The 15777-nt window shown below is 63.3% G+C and carries 17 protein-coding genes; 13 read left to right on the top strand and 4 right to left on the bottom strand.

Features of this window, described 5'->3' with window-relative positions; translation table 11 throughout:
* Nucleotides 1-44 precede the first annotated feature (44 nt).
* The gene (locus AB4Y77_RS09785; protein WP_014922716.1) at nt 45-221 is read right to left on the bottom strand and encodes a hypothetical protein; all 177 of its coding nucleotides are present in this window, start codon (nt 219-221) and stop codon (nt 45-47) included.
* A gap of 370 nt (nt 222-591) precedes the next feature.
* On the opposite strand from AB4Y77_RS09785, the gene pucL reads away from it, so the two are divergent.
* The 3 genes from pucL to AB4Y77_RS09770 all read left to right on the top strand — a co-directional run bounded on the left by pucL (nt 592) and on the right by AB4Y77_RS09770 (nt 3824).
* The gene (gene pucL / locus AB4Y77_RS09780; RefSeq protein WP_207594695.1) at nt 592-1506 is read left to right on the top strand and encodes a factor-independent urate hydroxylase; all 915 of its coding nucleotides are present in this window, start codon (nt 592-594) and stop codon (nt 1504-1506) included.
* 188 nt (nt 1507-1694) lie between these two features.
* A complete protein-coding gene (locus AB4Y77_RS09775) occupies nt 1695-3203 on the top strand; it encodes a nucleobase:cation symporter-2 family protein (protein ID WP_311215251.1) in 1509 nt (502 codons plus the stop codon).
* Nucleotides 3204-3356: 153 nt separating this feature from the next.
* Entirely contained in the window at nt 3357-3824 is a 468-nt protein-coding gene (locus AB4Y77_RS09770) for a DUF2867 domain-containing protein (RefSeq protein WP_442013770.1), read from the top strand.
* Nucleotides 3825-3893: 69 nt separating this feature from the next.
* On the opposite strand, the gene AB4Y77_RS09765 is transcribed toward AB4Y77_RS09770, so the two are convergent.
* The gene (locus AB4Y77_RS09765) at nt 3894-4649 is read right to left on the bottom strand and encodes an IclR family transcriptional regulator (RefSeq protein ID WP_311215249.1); all 756 of its coding nucleotides are present in this window, start codon (nt 4647-4649) and stop codon (nt 3894-3896) included.
* Between the two features lie 221 nt (nt 4650-4870).
* Between AB4Y77_RS09765 and AB4Y77_RS09760 the strand changes: the two genes are divergently transcribed.
* Genes AB4Y77_RS09760 through AB4Y77_RS09745 form a run of 4 tightly spaced genes read left to right on the top strand, consistent with a single transcriptional unit; the run spans nt 4871 to nt 9977 of the window.
* Complete coding sequence (locus AB4Y77_RS09760) at nt 4871-6271, top strand: NAD-dependent malic enzyme (RefSeq protein WP_442013769.1); 1401 nt, start codon at nt 4871-4873, stop codon at nt 6269-6271.
* A 16-nt stretch (nt 6272-6287) separates the two neighbouring features.
* The gene (aceB, locus tag AB4Y77_RS09755) at nt 6288-7886 is read left to right on the top strand and encodes a malate synthase A (protein WP_442013768.1); all 1599 of its coding nucleotides are present in this window, start codon (nt 6288-6290) and stop codon (nt 7884-7886) included.
* A gap of 1 nt (nt 7887) precedes the next feature.
* The gene (locus tag AB4Y77_RS09750; protein ID WP_442013767.1) at nt 7888-9150 is read left to right on the top strand and encodes a DUF6986 family protein; all 1263 of its coding nucleotides are present in this window, start codon (nt 7888-7890) and stop codon (nt 9148-9150) included.
* A gap of 14 nt (nt 9151-9164) precedes the next feature.
* The gene (locus AB4Y77_RS09745; RefSeq protein ID WP_159705765.1) at nt 9165-9977 is read left to right on the top strand and encodes a bifunctional allantoicase/(S)-ureidoglycine aminohydrolase; all 813 of its coding nucleotides are present in this window, start codon (nt 9165-9167) and stop codon (nt 9975-9977) included.
* Nucleotides 9978-10057: 80 nt separating this feature from the next.
* Here AB4Y77_RS09745 and AB4Y77_RS09740 read toward each other — a convergent pair whose 3' ends face one another.
* Together AB4Y77_RS09740 and AB4Y77_RS09735 are read right to left on the bottom strand one after the other, a co-directional pair.
* Nucleotides 10058-10387, bottom strand: coding sequence for a hypothetical protein (locus tag AB4Y77_RS09740; RefSeq protein WP_442013766.1), 330 nt, complete (start codon nt 10385-10387; stop codon nt 10058-10060).
* 83 nt (nt 10388-10470) lie between these two features.
* Nucleotides 10471-10791: an MmcQ/YjbR family DNA-binding protein gene (locus tag AB4Y77_RS09735; RefSeq protein WP_442013765.1), complete on the bottom strand. Its 321-nt coding sequence runs from the start codon at nt 10789-10791 to the stop codon at nt 10471-10473.
* Between the two features lie 69 nt (nt 10792-10860).
* Here AB4Y77_RS09735 and AB4Y77_RS09730 point away from each other — a divergent pair, with 69 nt between their 5' ends.
* From AB4Y77_RS09730 to AB4Y77_RS09705, 6 genes are all read left to right on the top strand, one after another.
* Nucleotides 10861-11220 carry a VOC family protein gene (locus AB4Y77_RS09730; RefSeq protein WP_442013764.1) on the top strand — a complete coding sequence of 120 codons (360 nt, stop codon included), beginning with the start codon at nt 10861-10863 and terminating at the stop codon, nt 11218-11220.
* Between the two features lie 243 nt (nt 11221-11463).
* On the top strand, nt 11464-12051 hold the full coding sequence (locus tag AB4Y77_RS09725) for a DinB family protein (RefSeq protein WP_442013763.1): 588 nt from the start codon (nt 11464-11466) through the stop codon (nt 12049-12051).
* 65 nt (nt 12052-12116) lie between these two features.
* Nucleotides 12117-13097, top strand: a complete 981-nt coding sequence (locus AB4Y77_RS09720; protein ID WP_442013762.1) for a phosphodiester glycosidase family protein — start codon at nt 12117-12119, stop codon at nt 13095-13097.
* Entirely contained in the window at nt 13094-14275 is a 1182-nt protein-coding gene (locus tag AB4Y77_RS09715) for a GtrA family protein (protein WP_442013761.1), read from the top strand. Before AB4Y77_RS09720 ends, AB4Y77_RS09715 begins: the two co-directional genes overlap by 4 nt.
* Complete coding sequence (locus AB4Y77_RS09710) at nt 14275-14985, top strand: DUF4956 domain-containing protein (protein WP_311215238.1); 711 nt, start codon at nt 14275-14277, stop codon at nt 14983-14985. Before AB4Y77_RS09715 ends, AB4Y77_RS09710 begins: the two co-directional genes overlap by 1 nt.
* A 17-nt stretch (nt 14986-15002) precedes the next feature.
* Nucleotides 15003-15764: a polyphosphate polymerase domain-containing protein gene (locus AB4Y77_RS09705; RefSeq protein ID WP_442013789.1), complete on the top strand. Its 762-nt coding sequence runs from the start codon at nt 15003-15005 to the stop codon at nt 15762-15764.
* Nucleotides 15765-15777 lie beyond the last annotated feature (13 nt).

Raw genomic sequence — 15777 nt, 5'->3', positions numbered from 1 at the left:
GGCTCTGTTGCGCAGAGTCCGCACTCCTTGGATGCAGGAAGATCCTAGGGGCGCTGCCGGCCGAACACCGGGAGTGCCCGCAGCCAACGGGAGAACCCGCCGGCTTTGCGGTCACAGTCGGCCGGAATGTAGAAGTCCGGATCTGTTGCACCGAAGGGCAGGTACAGCTCCTGACCGGGCGCCGGGAATTCCACGACGTTGTTCGTATCCTTCGAGTCCATCTGTTCCTCCTCTTTCTCATGCATGCAGTTTCCGCTCTTCGGAAATCTTTTATTGTTATGTGGAAAGTGTAGGCAGTCAGGAAACAACGCGTCAAGACCCCCGCCAACGCCAAGTGAGTTGCCCCGGTCACATTTGGATGATTCATAACGATCCTCCGGAACCCGTATACACAAGCCGAAATCATGCGCTACTCTCGAATGAGTTCGTGGCGCAGGTCACGTAACCTGAGAGCAGCAGGCAGGGTCGTAATGAGCTGGCATCCATGGATGCTGGCTCTTTTTTGTTGGGTCGGCTCCACCAGAAACGCGGTGGAAACACGCGCTTAATTTCATTGATGGAACGTAGGTTCCACCTCACAGAAGTTGGGATATGACCATGAGCAACAACATCGTCCTCGGCGAAAACCAGTACGGCAAAGCAGAAGTCCGCGTCGTCAAAGTCACTCGGGATACGGACCGCCACCACATCGAAGACCTGAACGTCACTTCGCAGCTGCGCGGCGATTTCCAGGCCGCCCACCTCGAAGGCGACAACGGGCACGTCGTCGCCACCGACACCCAGAAGAACACGGTCTACGCGTTCGCTCGTGAAGGCATCGGCTCCCCCGAGTCCTTCCTGCTGCGCCTTGCAGACCACTTCACCGGCGGATTCGACTGGGTTACCGGCGGACGCTGGGAAGCCGAGGCCTACAGCTGGGATCGCATCCAGGCCCACGGCGAGGGACACGACCACAGCTTCGTCCGCAACGGACAAGAGGTGCGTACCGCCGTCGTCGTCCGTGATGGCGCAACCACGCACCTTATTTCCGGCCTCAAGGACCTGACCGTCCTGAAGACCACGCAGTCCGGCTTTGTCGGGTACCCGCGCGACAAGTACACCACCCTGCCCGAAACCACCGACCGCATCCTGGCTACCGATGTATCCGCCCGCTGGCGCTACAACACCAACCTGGACTTCGCCGGCACGGACTTCAACAAGAGCTACGAGGACATCAAGGCACTCCTGCTGGAAGGCTTCACCGAGAACTACTCCCACGCCCTGCAGCAGACGCTGTTCGACATGGGCAAGAAGGTCCTGGAAGCACACAGCGAAGTGGACGAGATCAAGTTCTCCATGCCCAACAAGCACCACTTCCTGGTTGACCTGAGCCCGTTCGGCCTGGACAACCCCAACGAGGTCTTCTTCGCGGCTGACCGCCCGTACGGCCTCATCGAAGCTACGGTCCAGCGCGAGAACATCGCCGCTGCACCCGTTGCGTGGAGCGGCATCGCCGGCTTCTGCTAGGCCCTCACGTACACCGCAGCAAAAACGCATTAGAACCCGCACCATCCAAGGGTTTGTGTGCAGGTCCCGCCAACGGCGCCCCGTATAGGCCGGATCTGCACACAAACCCAACCCCAAAACCACAGATTTTGTTAGCCAGACACAGTTAGCCAGACGAAGACGTCTGCCATGAACCCAGAAAGTCTGCCATGAACATCAAAAAGAAGTCCCGCCCTGCGAATACCACCTCTTCGCGGAAGCATCAGCCGGAACGGCCCGAGGACAAGCGCCTCTCCATCGGAAGCACCTTTGCCTACGGCTTCCAGCACGTCCTCACCATGTACGGCGGAATCATTGCCCCGCCGTTGATCATCGGTGCGGCTGCCGGCATGAACTCCCAGGACATCGGCCTCCTCATCGCCGCTTGCTTGTTCGTTGGCGGCCTGGCCACCATCCTGCAGACCGTGGGCATCCCGTGGTTCGGTTCGCAACTGCCGTTGGTCCAAGGCGTCTCCTTCGCCGGTGTTTCCACCATGGTGGCGATCGTCCAAGGCGGTGGCGGGATCCAGGCGGTGTTCGGCTCGGTCATTGTGGCCTCGCTGATTGGCTTGGCGATCACTCCCCTGTTCTCCAAGATCATCAAGTTCTTCCCGCCAGTGGTCACGGGCACAGTGATCACCACCATCGGCCTGACGCTGATGCCGGTGGCCGCAAACTGGGCCATGGGCGGCAACGCCAAGGCTGATAACTACGGCAGCATGGCCAACATCGGCCTCGCAGCAGCAACCATGGGTGTCGTCCTGCTCCTGAGCAAGGTTGGCAACGCCGCCATCTCCCGTCTCTCCATCCTGCTGGCCATGGTCATCGGCACCATCATCGCGCTGGTTGCCGGCATGGCCGACTTCTCCAAGGTTGGCCAGGGCGACATCGTCGCGTTCCCCACGCCCTTCGCCTTCGGCGCTCCGACCTTCGAAATCGCCGCCATCATCTCCATGCTCATCGTCATCCTGGTGACCCTGACGGAGACCTCGGCGGACATCATCGCAGTGGGCGAAATCGTGGACACCAAGGTTGACTCCCGCCGCATCGGCGACGGCCTCCGCGCAGACATGCTCTCCAGCGCCATCTCCCCGCTGTTCAACTCCTTCACGCAGAGCGCCTTCGCCCAGAACGTGGGACTGGTGGCCATCACGGGCATCAAGAGCCGCTTCGTCGTCAGCGCCGGCGGTCTCATCCTGGTCATCCTCGGCCTCTTGCCGATCCTGGGCCGGGTTGTCGCTGCGGTTCCCACGCCCGTCCTGGGCGGCGCCGGCGTGGTGCTCTTCGGTACGGTGGCGGCCAGCGGTATCCGTACCCTGGCCAAGGTCGAGTACAAGAACAACATGAACCTGATCATCGTGGCGGCATCCATCGGCTTCGGCATGATCCCCATCGCCGCCCCGAAGTTCTACGATCAGTTCCCCACCTGGTTCGCCACGATCTTCCACTCCGGCATCAGCTCGGCAGCCGTCATGGCCATCCTGCTTAACATCCTGTTCAACCACTTCAAGGCCGGCAACTCGGACAACCAGTCGGTGTTCGTCGCCGGTACCGACCGGATTGTCAGCGAAGAGGACATCAAGTGCCTGAGCGAAGGCGACCGCTTCGAAAACGGCAAGCTGATCGACGCCGACGGCAAGGAAGTCCCGCTCAAGACCTCCAGCGCGTCGGAGCACTAGCACCCTTCCGCAGATAACGGGCGGCAGTGTTTCCTTGGGGGACACTGCCGCCTTTTGTCGCCTCGCGCGGAAAGCGGACAGGCAAAGAACGTACGACGCCGGCACGCACCTAAGTGGGCGGGTCGCTGGTGCGCCGCACCGTAGGATCAGCCCATGACCGAACAGGCTCCCTGCTTCCACTCATTGGCCTTCCGCGAGATCCCGGCGCCGGACTACGCGGACGTTTGCCTGGCTGTCCTTCCAGAAGGTGCCACCACGGACCCCACGAAATGGGCGGAGCGGCTGTTCTCCGTGGAGTCCATGCCCCGCTGGGTTTCCGGCGCCATGGGTTTGCGTCAGGCTTTGGTCCCTCTGATCGGCGTTCCCAAGGCCCCGCAGGACACGTTCAAGATCAGCGAGCTGTCCGGCGAAGAAGCCCTGATCTTTGTCCGGGACAAGCACTTGGACTTCGCGGCCGCCGTCGGCGTTGATCCGGTGGGCCGACTGATCAGGGTGACTACCGCCGTCGTACTTAAGGGGTGGAGGGGGAAGCTGTACTTCAGCGTCGTGCGCCCGGTGCACCCGATCGTGGTGAACTCCATGCTGAAGAAAGCCACCCGCTCAAAACCCGCGCCGAGCTGACAGATAATGCCCATGTTTTTGGAAAACATGGGCATTAAGTGCCACCTCGGCGGGAGGCGGGTGAAGAAGTTAGTTCTGGTTCAGCTCCGCGGAGATCGCCCTGGCTGCTTCACGGAGCATGGGCACGGCGCGGTCTGCGAAGCTCTGGTCCACGCGGGTGATGGGGCCGGAGACGGAGATCGCGGTGGGGGTGGGCGCATTGGGAACGGCCATGGCGAAGCAGCGGACGCCGAGCTCCTGCTCTTCCTCGTCAATGGAGTATCCACGCTCACGGATCAACGCCAGGTCAGCGAGCAAGGAGTCGATGTCGCCGATGCTCTTGGCCGTGGGAGTGGGCATGCCGGTGCGGGCCACGATGCCGCGGACCACGTCGTCGTCCAGCTGGGCGAGGATGGCTTTGCCCACGCCGGTATCGTGCGTGTGGGCGCGGCGGCCAACTTCGGTGAACATGCGCATGGAGTGCATGGACGGGACCTGGGCAACGTAGATGACCATATCGGAATCCAGGACGGCCATGTTGGAGGTTTCGCCGAGCCGTTCCACCAGGGTCTTGAGCTGCGGACGGGCCACAGCACCGAGCTGCTTGCTGGCACCCTCGCCGAGCCGTATGAGTCGCGGGCCCAACGCATAGCGGCGGTTGGGCAGCTGGCGGATGTAGCCCAGGGAAACCAAGGTCCTCAAAAGGCGGTGGATGGTGGGCAGGGGGAGGTCAGTGGACGACGAAAGTTCGCTCAGCGTGACGTCGCCGCCCGCGTCCGTGATCAGTTCCAGCAGTTCAAAGACGCGCTCAACGGACTGCACGCCTCCGGAGGCTTTTTCAGCCATTCCCTTGTCTCCAATGACTCAGATTCCGACAACTCTTATCCGCATCGTGAAAAGAATTGCTTAGAACACCCAACATACAGCACAGCGCGAACCTGCGCGACGACACCGAACATGACCAGGCAAGGGGTTGTGTTTCCACTTTGTAGATAATAATATCCATAATACGAAAACATTCAGTTTGGAACGGCGGCCCGGGAACGGGCCTTACAGGAGGAATTTCAATGGCGAATCCGAGCCCCGGAAACTCGATCACCCTGCGCGTCGCCGCACCGTCGAGCTTCACCGCTACCAGCGAACTGGCAGCAGCCGTCGGCGCAGCCGGTGCAGCAATCACCGCGCTGGACGTCACGGAATCCCACCACGAGACGATCGTTGTTGACGTCACCTGCAACACCACCGACGACGACCACGCAGCCCGCGTGAAGGACGCCCTGAACGCCCTCGACGGCGTCACCGTCCAGCACGTCTCGGACCGCACCTTCCTCATGCACCTCGGTGGCAAGCTGGAGGTTGTCCCCAAGGTAGCCCTGCGCAACCGTGACGACCTTTCACGCGCCTACACTCCCGGCGTCGCCCGTGTTTGCATGGCCATCGCAGAGGACCCGGCTGCAGCCCGCAACCTGACGGTCAAGCGCAACACCATCGCCGTCCTCACCGACGGTTCGGCCGTCCTGGGCCTGGGCAACATCGGTCCCGCCGCTGCCCTTCCCGTGATGGAAGGCAAGGCCGCGCTCTTCAAGCAGTTCGCCAACGTTGATGCCTGGCCGGTCTGCCTGGACACCCAGGACACCGAAGAAATCATCATGATCGCCAAGGCCATGGCCCCGGTTTACGGTGGCATCAACCTCGAAGACATCGCCGCGCCGCGCTGCTTCGAAATCGAGAACCGGCTCCGCGAAGAACTCGACATCCCTGTCTTCCACGATGACCAGCACGGCACCGCGATCGTTACGCTCGCTGCCTTGGTCAACGCCCTCCGTGTGGTGGACAAGAAGCTCTCCGAGGTCAAGATTGTGGTTTCGGGCGTCGGCGCTGCCGGCTCGGCCATCATCCAGCTCCTCAAGGCCCAGGGCGCGCAGCACATCGTCGCCGCCGGCCGCTCAGGCGCTATCCACTCCGGCGAAGAATACGGCGACGAGCACCGCAGCTGGATCGCCGCGAACACCAACGAAGAAGGCTTCTCCGGAACCCTCCACGACGCCCTCAAGGGAGCGGACGTCTTCATCGGCGTCAGCGCCCCGCACGTGATCGGCGAAGAGCAGGTGGCCTCCATGGCCGAGGACGCAGTCGTCTTCGCCATGGCCAACCCGACGCCGGAAATTGACCCCGTTGTTGCGTCCAAGCACGCAGCCGTGGTTGCCACGGGACGCAGCGATTTCCCGAACCAGATCAACAACGTGCTGGCCTTCCCGGGCTTCTTCCGGGGCCTGCTGGACGCCGGAGCATCGGACATTACGCCGAACATGCTGGTGGCCGCCGCCGAGGCAATTGCCAACCGGGTGGCTGACGATGAGCTCAACGCGAGTTACATTATCCCCAGCGTCTTCGATCCCCATGTTGCCGCCGATGTAGCGACCGCCGTAGCCAATGCTGCGCACGCCAACGCCGCCAGCGCACTCTAGAAAAGGACACCGCCCAATGGCTATCACAGTCACTGATCCCCGGCCGATCGATCGCGCCGAGGAAATCCTCACCCCCAAGGCACTGGCCTTCATCGAGGAACTGCACAAGCGCTTCGCCGGCACCCGCAATGAGCTCTTGGAAGCACGCGGCGTCAAGCGCCAGAAGGTTGCGGACACCAGTCGCTTGGACTTCCTCCCGGAGACCCAGGAAATCCGCGACGGCGACTGGAAAGTTGCCGAGGCACCGGCAGCATTGCAGGACCGCCGCGTCGAGATGACCGGCCCGGCAACCCCGGCCAAGATGGCCATCAATGCCCTGAACTCCGGCGCCAAAGTGTGGCTCGCCGACCTCGAAGACGCCAGCACTCCCACGTGGCCCAACGTCATCGACGCCATCCTGAACCTCCGCGACGCTGCCCAGGGAACCCTGAGCTTCACTTCGCCCGAGGGCAAGGAATACCGCCTCCGCACCGACGCTCCCCTGGCTGTTGTGGTGGCCCGCCCCCGCGGCTGGCACATGGAAGAACGCCACCTGCTGCTCGACGGCGAACCCGCCGTGGGTGCGCTGGTGGACTTCGGCCTGCACTTCTTCCACATCGCCAAGCAGCTCCTCCTCAACGGCCAGGGCCCGTACTACTACCTGCCCAAGATGGAGAGCCACTTGGAGGCGCGCCTCTGGAACGACGTCTTCGTGTTCGCACAGGACTTCCTCGGCGTCCCTCAGGGCAGCGTCCGCGCCACCGTGCTCATCGAGACCATCCCGGCAGCGTTCGAGATGGACGAGATCCTCTACGAACTGCGCGACCACGCCTCGGGCCTGAACGCCGGCCGCTGGGATTACCTCTTCAGCATCATCAAGTACTTCCGTGATGCCGGCGAAGAGTTCGTCCTCCCGGACCGCGCCACCGTTGCCATGACGGCACCGTTCATGCGCGCCTACACCGAACTCCTGGTCAAGACCTGCCACAAGCGCGGCGCCTTCGCCATGGGTGGCATGGCCGCCGTCATCCCCAACCGCAAGCAGCCCGACGTCACCGCCGCAGCCTTCGACAAGGTCCGCGCCGACAAGACCCGCGAAGCAAACGACGGCTTCGACGGCTCGTGGGTGGCACACCCGGACCTCGTCTCCACCTGCCGCGAAGTCTTCGACTCCGTGCTGGGCGACCGTCCCAACCAGCTGGATAAGCAGCGCCCCGAGGTGAACGTCACGGCTGAGCAGCTCATCGACGTCGCGTCCGCCGAAGGCCACGTCACCGAGGCAGGCCTGCGCCTGAACCTGTACGTCGCCGTCGCCTATACGGGCGTCTGGATCTCCGGCAGCGGTGCCGTTGCCATCCACAACCTCATGGAAGACGCAGCGACGGCGGAAATCTCCCGCTCGCAGGTGTGGCAGCAGATCCGCAACAAGTCCGTCCTCGCGGACACGGGCAACACCGTGACCCGCGAACTCGTCAGCCGCATCCTGGGCGAAGAAACCGAGCGCCTGCGCATCGAGTTCGGCGACGAGAACTTCAAGGCGTACTACGAGCCCGCATCCAAGCTGATCGAGGACATCTGTTTGTCCGACGATTACACAGACTTCCTCACCACTCCCGCGTACGAGCTGGTGGGCTGAGATGGGCTCATTCTCTTCCTCTGATCTGGCCCACATCGAGTCGCAGCTTGAGGCGACGGACCAGCTGCTGGACCGCAACTACCCCGGTGACGACGGCTCACGCCAGCCCATCCACACCGTCTACATCCCGGCCGACCGCTTCACGCCTTCCCTTGCGGCAGAGTGGGGCGCCCAGGCACTGGCGACGGCGGAAGCCCACGGTGGCCTCGAAAAGCTGGGTCAGCTGTTGGGCCAGGAGTCCCACTTGGCTGCCGCTGTCGCAGAGCGTGTGGCGGCGAAGCTTTCTGCTGAGCCGATCGAAGACCTCCGTCTGGACTTCGAAGACGGCTACGGCGACCGCGGTGACGAGACAGAAGACGCCGACGCCGTTGCTGCCGCCAAGGCTGTTGCCACTGCAGTTGCGGCCGGAACAGCTCCGCCGTTCATCGGCATCCGCTTCAAGTGCTTCGAAGCCCCCACCCGGGCACGCGGCCTGAAGACCGTGGACCTGTTCGTCTCCACGTTGGCTGAGGCCGGCGAGCTCCCCGCTGGACTGATCCTCACCCTGCCCAAGGTCACCACGGTGGCCCAGGTGCAGGCCATGGACTTCGCGGTGTCCCGCCTTGAGGAAGTCCACGGGCTTCCCGCCGGCCGGCTCCGCTTTGAGGTGCAGGTGGAAACGCCGCAGCTCATCATCGGCGCTGACGGAACCTCGCCTGTGGCCCAGCTCCCCCACGTAGTTCCGGGCCGTATCAGCGCCCTGCACTACGGGACGTACGACTACAGCGCCTCCCTGGGGATCTCCGCCGAGTACCAGTCCATGGAACACCCGGTGGCCGACTTCGCCAAGGAAGTCATGCAGCTTGCTGTCGCCGGTACGGGCATCCGACTGTCCGACGGTTCCACCAACATCATCCCCGTTGGCGATGGCGTGGAGGACGCTTGGAAGTTGCACGGCCGCTTGGTTCGCCGCTCCCTGGAGAACGGCTACTACCAGGGGTGGGATCTGCACGCCGCCCAACTGCCCAGCCGTTTCTCGGCGTCGTACGCTTTCTACCGCGAAGGCCTGCCCGCAGCGGCACTGCGCCTCCGCAACTATGTTGAGCGCACCGAAGGCGGCGTCATGGACGAGCCCGCCACGGCCCGTGCCCTTGCGGGCTTCGTCCTCCGCGGCGTCCAGTGCGGCGCAGTGGCGACCGACGAGGTCAAGGCGCTTGCCGGCGTCGAACTTTCACAGCTGACCGCACTGGCGCACCCGCGGCTCGCACAACCAACTTCGCACTGATAGGAGCATTTCGCATGGGCAAGTACTACTACCCGCAGGGCGGCCTGCCGCCGCAGACGCAACTGACCACCGAACGGGCCATCGTCACCGAGGCCTACACGGTGATCCCCAAGGGCGTCATGACGGACATCGTCACCAGCAACCTGCCGGGCTTCTCCAACACGCGGTCGTGGATCATCGCTCGGCCGATCTCCGGTTTCGCCACCACGTTCTCCCAGCTGATCGTCGAGATCGCACCGGGCGGCGGGGCTCCCAAGGCGGAGTTCGAGGCCGGCGTTGAAGGCGTCATCTTCGTCACCAAGGGCCAGGTCAACCTGACCCTCGACGGCGAGCTGCACCACCTCGAAGAGGGCGGCTACGCCTACCTTGCCGCGGGTTCAGAGTGGGGCCTGGAGAACGTCTCCGACGACATCGTCTCCTTCCACTGGATCCGCAAGGCTTACGAGCGCCTCGAAGGTTTCGAAGCCAAGTCCTTCGTCACCAACGAGAAGGACGTGGAGCCCACCTCCATGCCGGACACCGACGACGTTTGGAAGACCACGCGCTTCACGGACTCCAGCGACCTCGCCCACGACATGCAGGTCAACATCGTCACCTTCCAGCCCGGCGGTGTGATCCCCTTCCCGGAGACCCACGTCATGGAGCACGGCCTGTACGTGCTTGAGGGCAAGGCCATGTACTTGCTCAACAACGACTGGGTTGAGGTTGAGGCCGGCGACTTCATGTGGCTGCGCGCGTTCTGCCCCCAGGCTTGCTACGCCGGTGGTCCGGGCGAGTTCCGTTACCTGCTGTACAAGGACATGAACCGCCAGGTGAAGCTCACCTAGTCTTTACCCTTGCGCCGAGATCGCCGGAAAGCTGCCAGTTCGCTGGAGCCTTCCGGCGATTTCGTCGTTTTCCGGCGAACTCAGCGGTCTGGGTGGCCTCCGCGGCGGCCGATTCTGAGCCCGGCCCAGAAGGCGAGGACCAGCAAGCCAAGGCCCGCGATGGTCAGCCCGAGTTGCGTTTCCTTGCTGACGAATGAGCCGTTGTCCCCCACGAACACCTCATTGCTCAGCGGCGCATAGGCGAACCAGCCGACATTCGTCTCCAGGTTGCTCCACGCCACGATGACCCCGGCGACCACCGCGATCAGTCCCAGTAAAGGCACGACGACGGCAGCCGGTTTGCGGGCGGGCTGCGGCGTATTCTGTCCCCCGGATGTGTACTGTTCCCCGGTTGTGTTGTGTTCCCCCATGCGGCCGAGTCTAGCCTGCGCGTCCGCCCAACTGAGTCGCAGTTCAGGCCGTTTTGAGCTCACTAAACGCGCTTAACTGCGACTCAGTTGGGTTTCGGTTTGCCGGGGCCGCCCGCGATTCGGTACGACTCCTGCAGCAGCTCGTCGAGCTCGTCCGTGTCGATTCGCTCGAGCCGGATCAGCATGAGTTGCGGAGACTGATCGTGATGCGGGGTCCAGAAAAAGGTATCCGGATTCATGGCTGCGAGCGCTTCGCGTTCATCGGTTTTGACGGTGCCCACTCCTTCTTCCCAGATGCGGGCCATGAGGGTCTTGGCGAACCATGCGGGCTGTCCCCAGCTGGGACGCTCACTCACCCCGGGCAATCCAAGGCAGATGCGGCGGACATCGTCTTCAGTGGCCATGGTTCACTGTGGCACTGGTGCTGCGCAATGGACAAGACATGCCGGGCAACCCGCCGCTACGCTTGGCCCATGTTGACTATCGGCAGCACTGTCTTGGGCGTCAATGACATGGCGCGCGCCACCCGGTTCTGGCATGAAGCCCTGGGCTACGTCCCACGGGAGCCGGGCGATGACACGTGGGTGATCCTGGTACCCGCATCCGGCCCCGGTCCTCAGCTGGCCCTCATGCTCAGTGAAACACCCCTCCAGGAGCATCCCCGCACACATCTGGATCTCTACGCGGAGGACCAGGCAACCGAGGTGGAGCGGCTCATCGGGCTCGGCGCCCAGCGAATTGACTGGGACCTGTATCCCGAGGATCCGGATTTCGTGGTCCTCGCGGACCCTGACGGCAACCGCTTCTGTGTGATCGACAAGAGTCCGCGGTAGCACCGCCGTCGCATCATCGAAGCCATTTAACGCGGGTCCAAATGGGAACACCTCGGGTCCATTCGAAGACGGAATACGGAGTGACGCGTCCAGGTAGCGTGCCGAAACGAATTCGCCGGAGGCCTGCCAGATCGCCGGACCTCTCCAGCGAACCCGCACCGCTCCGGCGAAGTCACGGGTCCCCGGGTCGCATCTGGAGGTGGAGTCCCAATTCCGTCAGTCCCCCTCTGTAGAGTGCTCCCCATGGATGACAAAGCGATGTTGCTCGGCTATTTGCGGCTCCGGAGGGCGGACCTGCTCGGCAAGGTGGAGAACCTCAGCGAGTACGATGCCAGGCGGCCCTTGACCCCCACCGGCACCAACCTGTTGGGCTTGGTGAAGCACGTGGCCAGCGTGGAGCTGGACTATTTCGGGGTGACGTTCGGGCGCCCCAGCGGCAGGGAGATGCCGTGGCTGGCGGAGGACGCAGAACCGGATTCCGATATGTGGGTCCCTGCAACTGAGAGCCGGGAAGAGATCCTGGAACTGCACCACTTTTCCGCGAAGCACAGCGACGAAACCATTGAGTCCCTCCCGTTGGATGCTCCGGGGGTTGTGCCGTGGTGGTCGGAGGAAAAGAAGCACGTCACGCTTCACCAGATCCTGGTCCACATGTGCGTGGAAACCGCCCGGCACGCGGGACACGCAGACATCATCCGCGAGCTCATCGACGGCTCCGCGGGGCAGAGGCCCGGGGATCCCAACATCCCCAGCCGCAACTCCGAGGAATGGGCAGCCCACCGGTACCGCATCGAGGAAGCAGCCAGGGAGGCCGAGCGTCGCCACTTCTGAACCTTCACAGCCCACGCATAAGGTGGGCAAACCTCCTGCGTAGCCTTGCTCCGTAGAAATGAGGCATGACTCCTCCACAGACTGAACACCGTAAGGGCGGCCGGACACGGCGCGTCGTCATCTCCGCCGTTCTGGCGGTCACTCTCTCTGCCGGGGGCGCCGCAGCTTGGGCCTTGGACCGCTTCGTCGTTCCGCACGCCGAGATCACCAACGTCTCCGAGTACGAAGCCAGCCAGGCCGGAACAAGCACGACGACGGACGCTACTTCCGCTGAAACCTCGGCGAGCGCTGTCGTCACGGATACCTCGTACACGGCGGGCGACACCGGCGTCACCGTCTCCACGGTGACCACCGGCAGCGGCGACGACACCGTGACGTACTACGTTGCCGACGTCGTGCTTGATGATGCCACCACGCTGAAGTCGGCGTTCGCCGAGGATACTTACGGCGAGAACATCACCGAAACCACGTCCGCGATCGCCGAAGACCACAACGCCATCTTCGCCATCAACGGCGACTACTACGGCTTCCGGGACACTGGCATCGTGATCCGCAACGGCGTGGTGTACCGGGACGAGGGAGCGCGGCAGGGCCTGGCCTTCTACAAGGACGGCACCGTCAAGGTGTACGACGAGACCACCACCTCCGCTGACCAGCTCATCGCGGATGGTGTCTGGAACACGCTCTCCTTTGGCCCCTCGCTGCTGGACAACGGCGAAATTGCCTCCGGCATCGAGGACGTGGAGGTTGATACCAACTTCGGCAACCACTCCATCCAGGGCGAGCAGCCGCGCACCGCCGTCGGCGTCATTGACCAGAACCACCTGGTGTTCGTGGTGGTGGACGGCCGCAGCCCCGGCTACAGCGCCGGTGTCACCATGACGGGCCTGGCGCAGATCATGAAGGACCTTGGCGCCACCACCGCGTACAACATCGACGGCGGCGGCTCCTCCACCATGTATTTCAACGGCTCCCTGGTGAACAACCCGCTCGGCGAGAACAAAGAGCGCGGCACCTCCGACATCCTCTACATCGCCCAGTCATGATCATCCTGATACCGGCGTACGAGCCGGACCATCAACTCATCAACATTGTCCGCAAACTCCAGGAAGCGGACCCGTGGCTGACCATCGTGGTGGTGGACGACGGCTCCGGACCGGACTACCAAAACACGTTCGACGACGTTGCCCGGCTGGGGTGCCATGTGCTCAGTTACGCGGTGAATGGTGGCAAGGGCCACGCGCTCAAGAGCGGATACTCCTTCATCGCGGAGCGCTTCCCGGGCCACGACGTTGTGTGTGCCGACAGCGACGGACAGCACGGCGTGGCCGACATTCTTGCCGTGGCGGACCGGGTCCGGAGCGTGACCGGCGCAATGGTGCTCGGTTGCAGGAATTTCTCCGGGAATGTCCCTGCCCGCAGCAAGTTTGGCAACACGGTGACCCGTGGCCTGTTCAGGCTCGCAACGGGTCAACGGATCTCTGACACCCAGACGGGTCTGCGGGGCTACCGGGCTGACATGCTCCCGTGGCTTGTGACGGTCCGCGGCCAGCGCTATGAGTACGAGCTCAATCTGTTGCTTGAGGCTAAACAGGCCGGCTATGGCATTGAAAGTGTGGAGATCGCCACCGTCTATCTGGACCATAACTCGGGATCGCATTTCAGGCCTGTGGCTGACTCGATCAGGATCTATGCGCCGCTGCTGAAGTTCCTCGGGTCCTCGCTGTCCGCGTTCGTGGTGGACACGGTGATGTTCCTGATCCTCAGTGCCCTCACGGATTCCCTCCTGGCGGCGGTAGTGGGAGCCCGCCTGATCAGTGCGTCGGTGAACTTCCTGGTCAACCGCCGGCTGGTGTTTGAACACGGCAGGGACACCTCGTTCCGTGCCGCGGCTACCGGCTATGTGGCCTTGGTAGTTGCCCTCTTGGCCGTCAATTACGCCGCAATGTTGACTCTTACGTCCTTGGCCGTTCCTGACTTGCTGGCCAAACTTGTCACCGAAGTGACCCTGCTGGGTGCCAGCTACGCCGTGCAGCAGCGCTTCCTGTTCATCCGGAAGGCCCGTACTGACGCGTCGGCACCAGCTGTCCCGTCGACACCGGCTGTCCCGGCAATAATCGCGGACAGCGGAACACATATCCCAGCCTTGGTCCCGGCACAGTTTCAGCACAGCATGACCGGGAAAAGTGGAAACCAATCCCCCAAGAGATTCCGGAGTAACTGATGAACACCATCATCCTCATCGCGGCAGACCTGGCCGCCATCACCATTTTGACGCTCGCCCTCTACCTTCGCCGCCACCGGCGCCGTGACCTGGTGGTTTCCTACCTGGGCATGAACGTTGGCGTCCTGGCAGTGGCCACGGCCCTGTCCGGGTCGGCTGCCGGTGTTGGCCTTGGTTTGGGCTTGTTCGGTGTTCTCTCGATCATCCGGCTCCGGTCTACGGAACTGGCCCAACACGAGGTGGCCTACTACTTCTCGGCACTGGCATTGGGCCTGATCGCCGGCATCGGGGTGGAGCCCCTCTGGCTGACACTGTCCCTCATGGCATTGGTCCTCCTGGTGATGTTCGTCGGCGACAACCCACGGGTCCTGCCCGCCTACCGCCACCAGACCGTGGTCCTGGACCGGGCCATCAACAACGAACCCGAGCTCTATGCCCGGCTGGAGGAAGTCCTCAACGGCACCGTCCACTCGGCCACCATCCAGGAGCTGGACATGGTCAATGACAAAACAATCGTGGACGTCCGGTACGCGGTCCGGGCGCAGCAGCCGCGGCACTCACAGCTCGGCTTCGACCAGCCCGCCGGTGCGCTCTCGCCGGCGCCCCAGGAACTGCCGTCGCATCCAGTACTTCCGGCACAGTCCCCGCAGCAAGTACAGCAGTCCGAGCCGACCCAGTCGTCCGTGCCCACCTCGGCAGGTGTAGCGTGAGCGACGCCCCACCGATCATGCCGCAGCTGGGCGAGCTGCCCGCCGTCGGACTTGAAGAACTCACCACCGAAGCCGCGCTGCTGACCCGGGTGGACCGCAAGTACCTGGTTCCGTCGGCCACGGCACGCACCATCCTCAGCACCTTCAGCACCGAGGCCCGGGTCCTGGAAATGAACGGGAACCGCACGTTCGCCTACGACTCCGTGTATTTCGATACCCCTTCGCTGGCCAGCTATATGCTGGCTGCCCACGGCAGGCGCCGGCGGTTCAAGATCCGCACGCGGACCTACTTGGACAGCGGGGTGAGCTTCCTCGAAGTGAAGACCGAAGGTGCCCGGGAGGCAACGGTCAAAGAACGGATCCCTTATGAGTTGTGCGACCGCGACCGGCTGACCGAGGAAGGGCTGGCCTATGTGAAGGAGACGTTGACCGCAGCGATGGGGGACGTACACATTGGTTCCTTGGAGCCAGTGCTTTCTACGCGCTACGACCGCACCACACTCTTCCTCCCCGAGTCAGGTAGCCGCGCGACCATCGATGTCGACGTCACCTGGCAGAGCCCGGACGGTCAACCGTGGATGCTGGACAACTCCGTGGTGATCGAGACGAAATCCGGGTCCGCCCCCGGGCCCTTGGACAGGCACTTATGGGCGCACGGCGTCCGGCCGTGCCGCATCTCGAAGTTCGCCACCGGCATGGCCGCGCTCCATCCCGAGCTCCCGGCCAATCGTTGGAACCAAACACTCCGGCGCAGGATGCCACTGCGCCCCCTTCACTGACTTTCCCTCCACA

Source organism: Paenarthrobacter sp. YAF11_1 (genome assembly GCF_052113445.1).
GTDB lineage: Bacteria > Actinomycetota > Actinomycetes > Actinomycetales > Micrococcaceae > Arthrobacter.
This window is presented reverse-complemented; position numbering and strand designations above follow the sequence as displayed.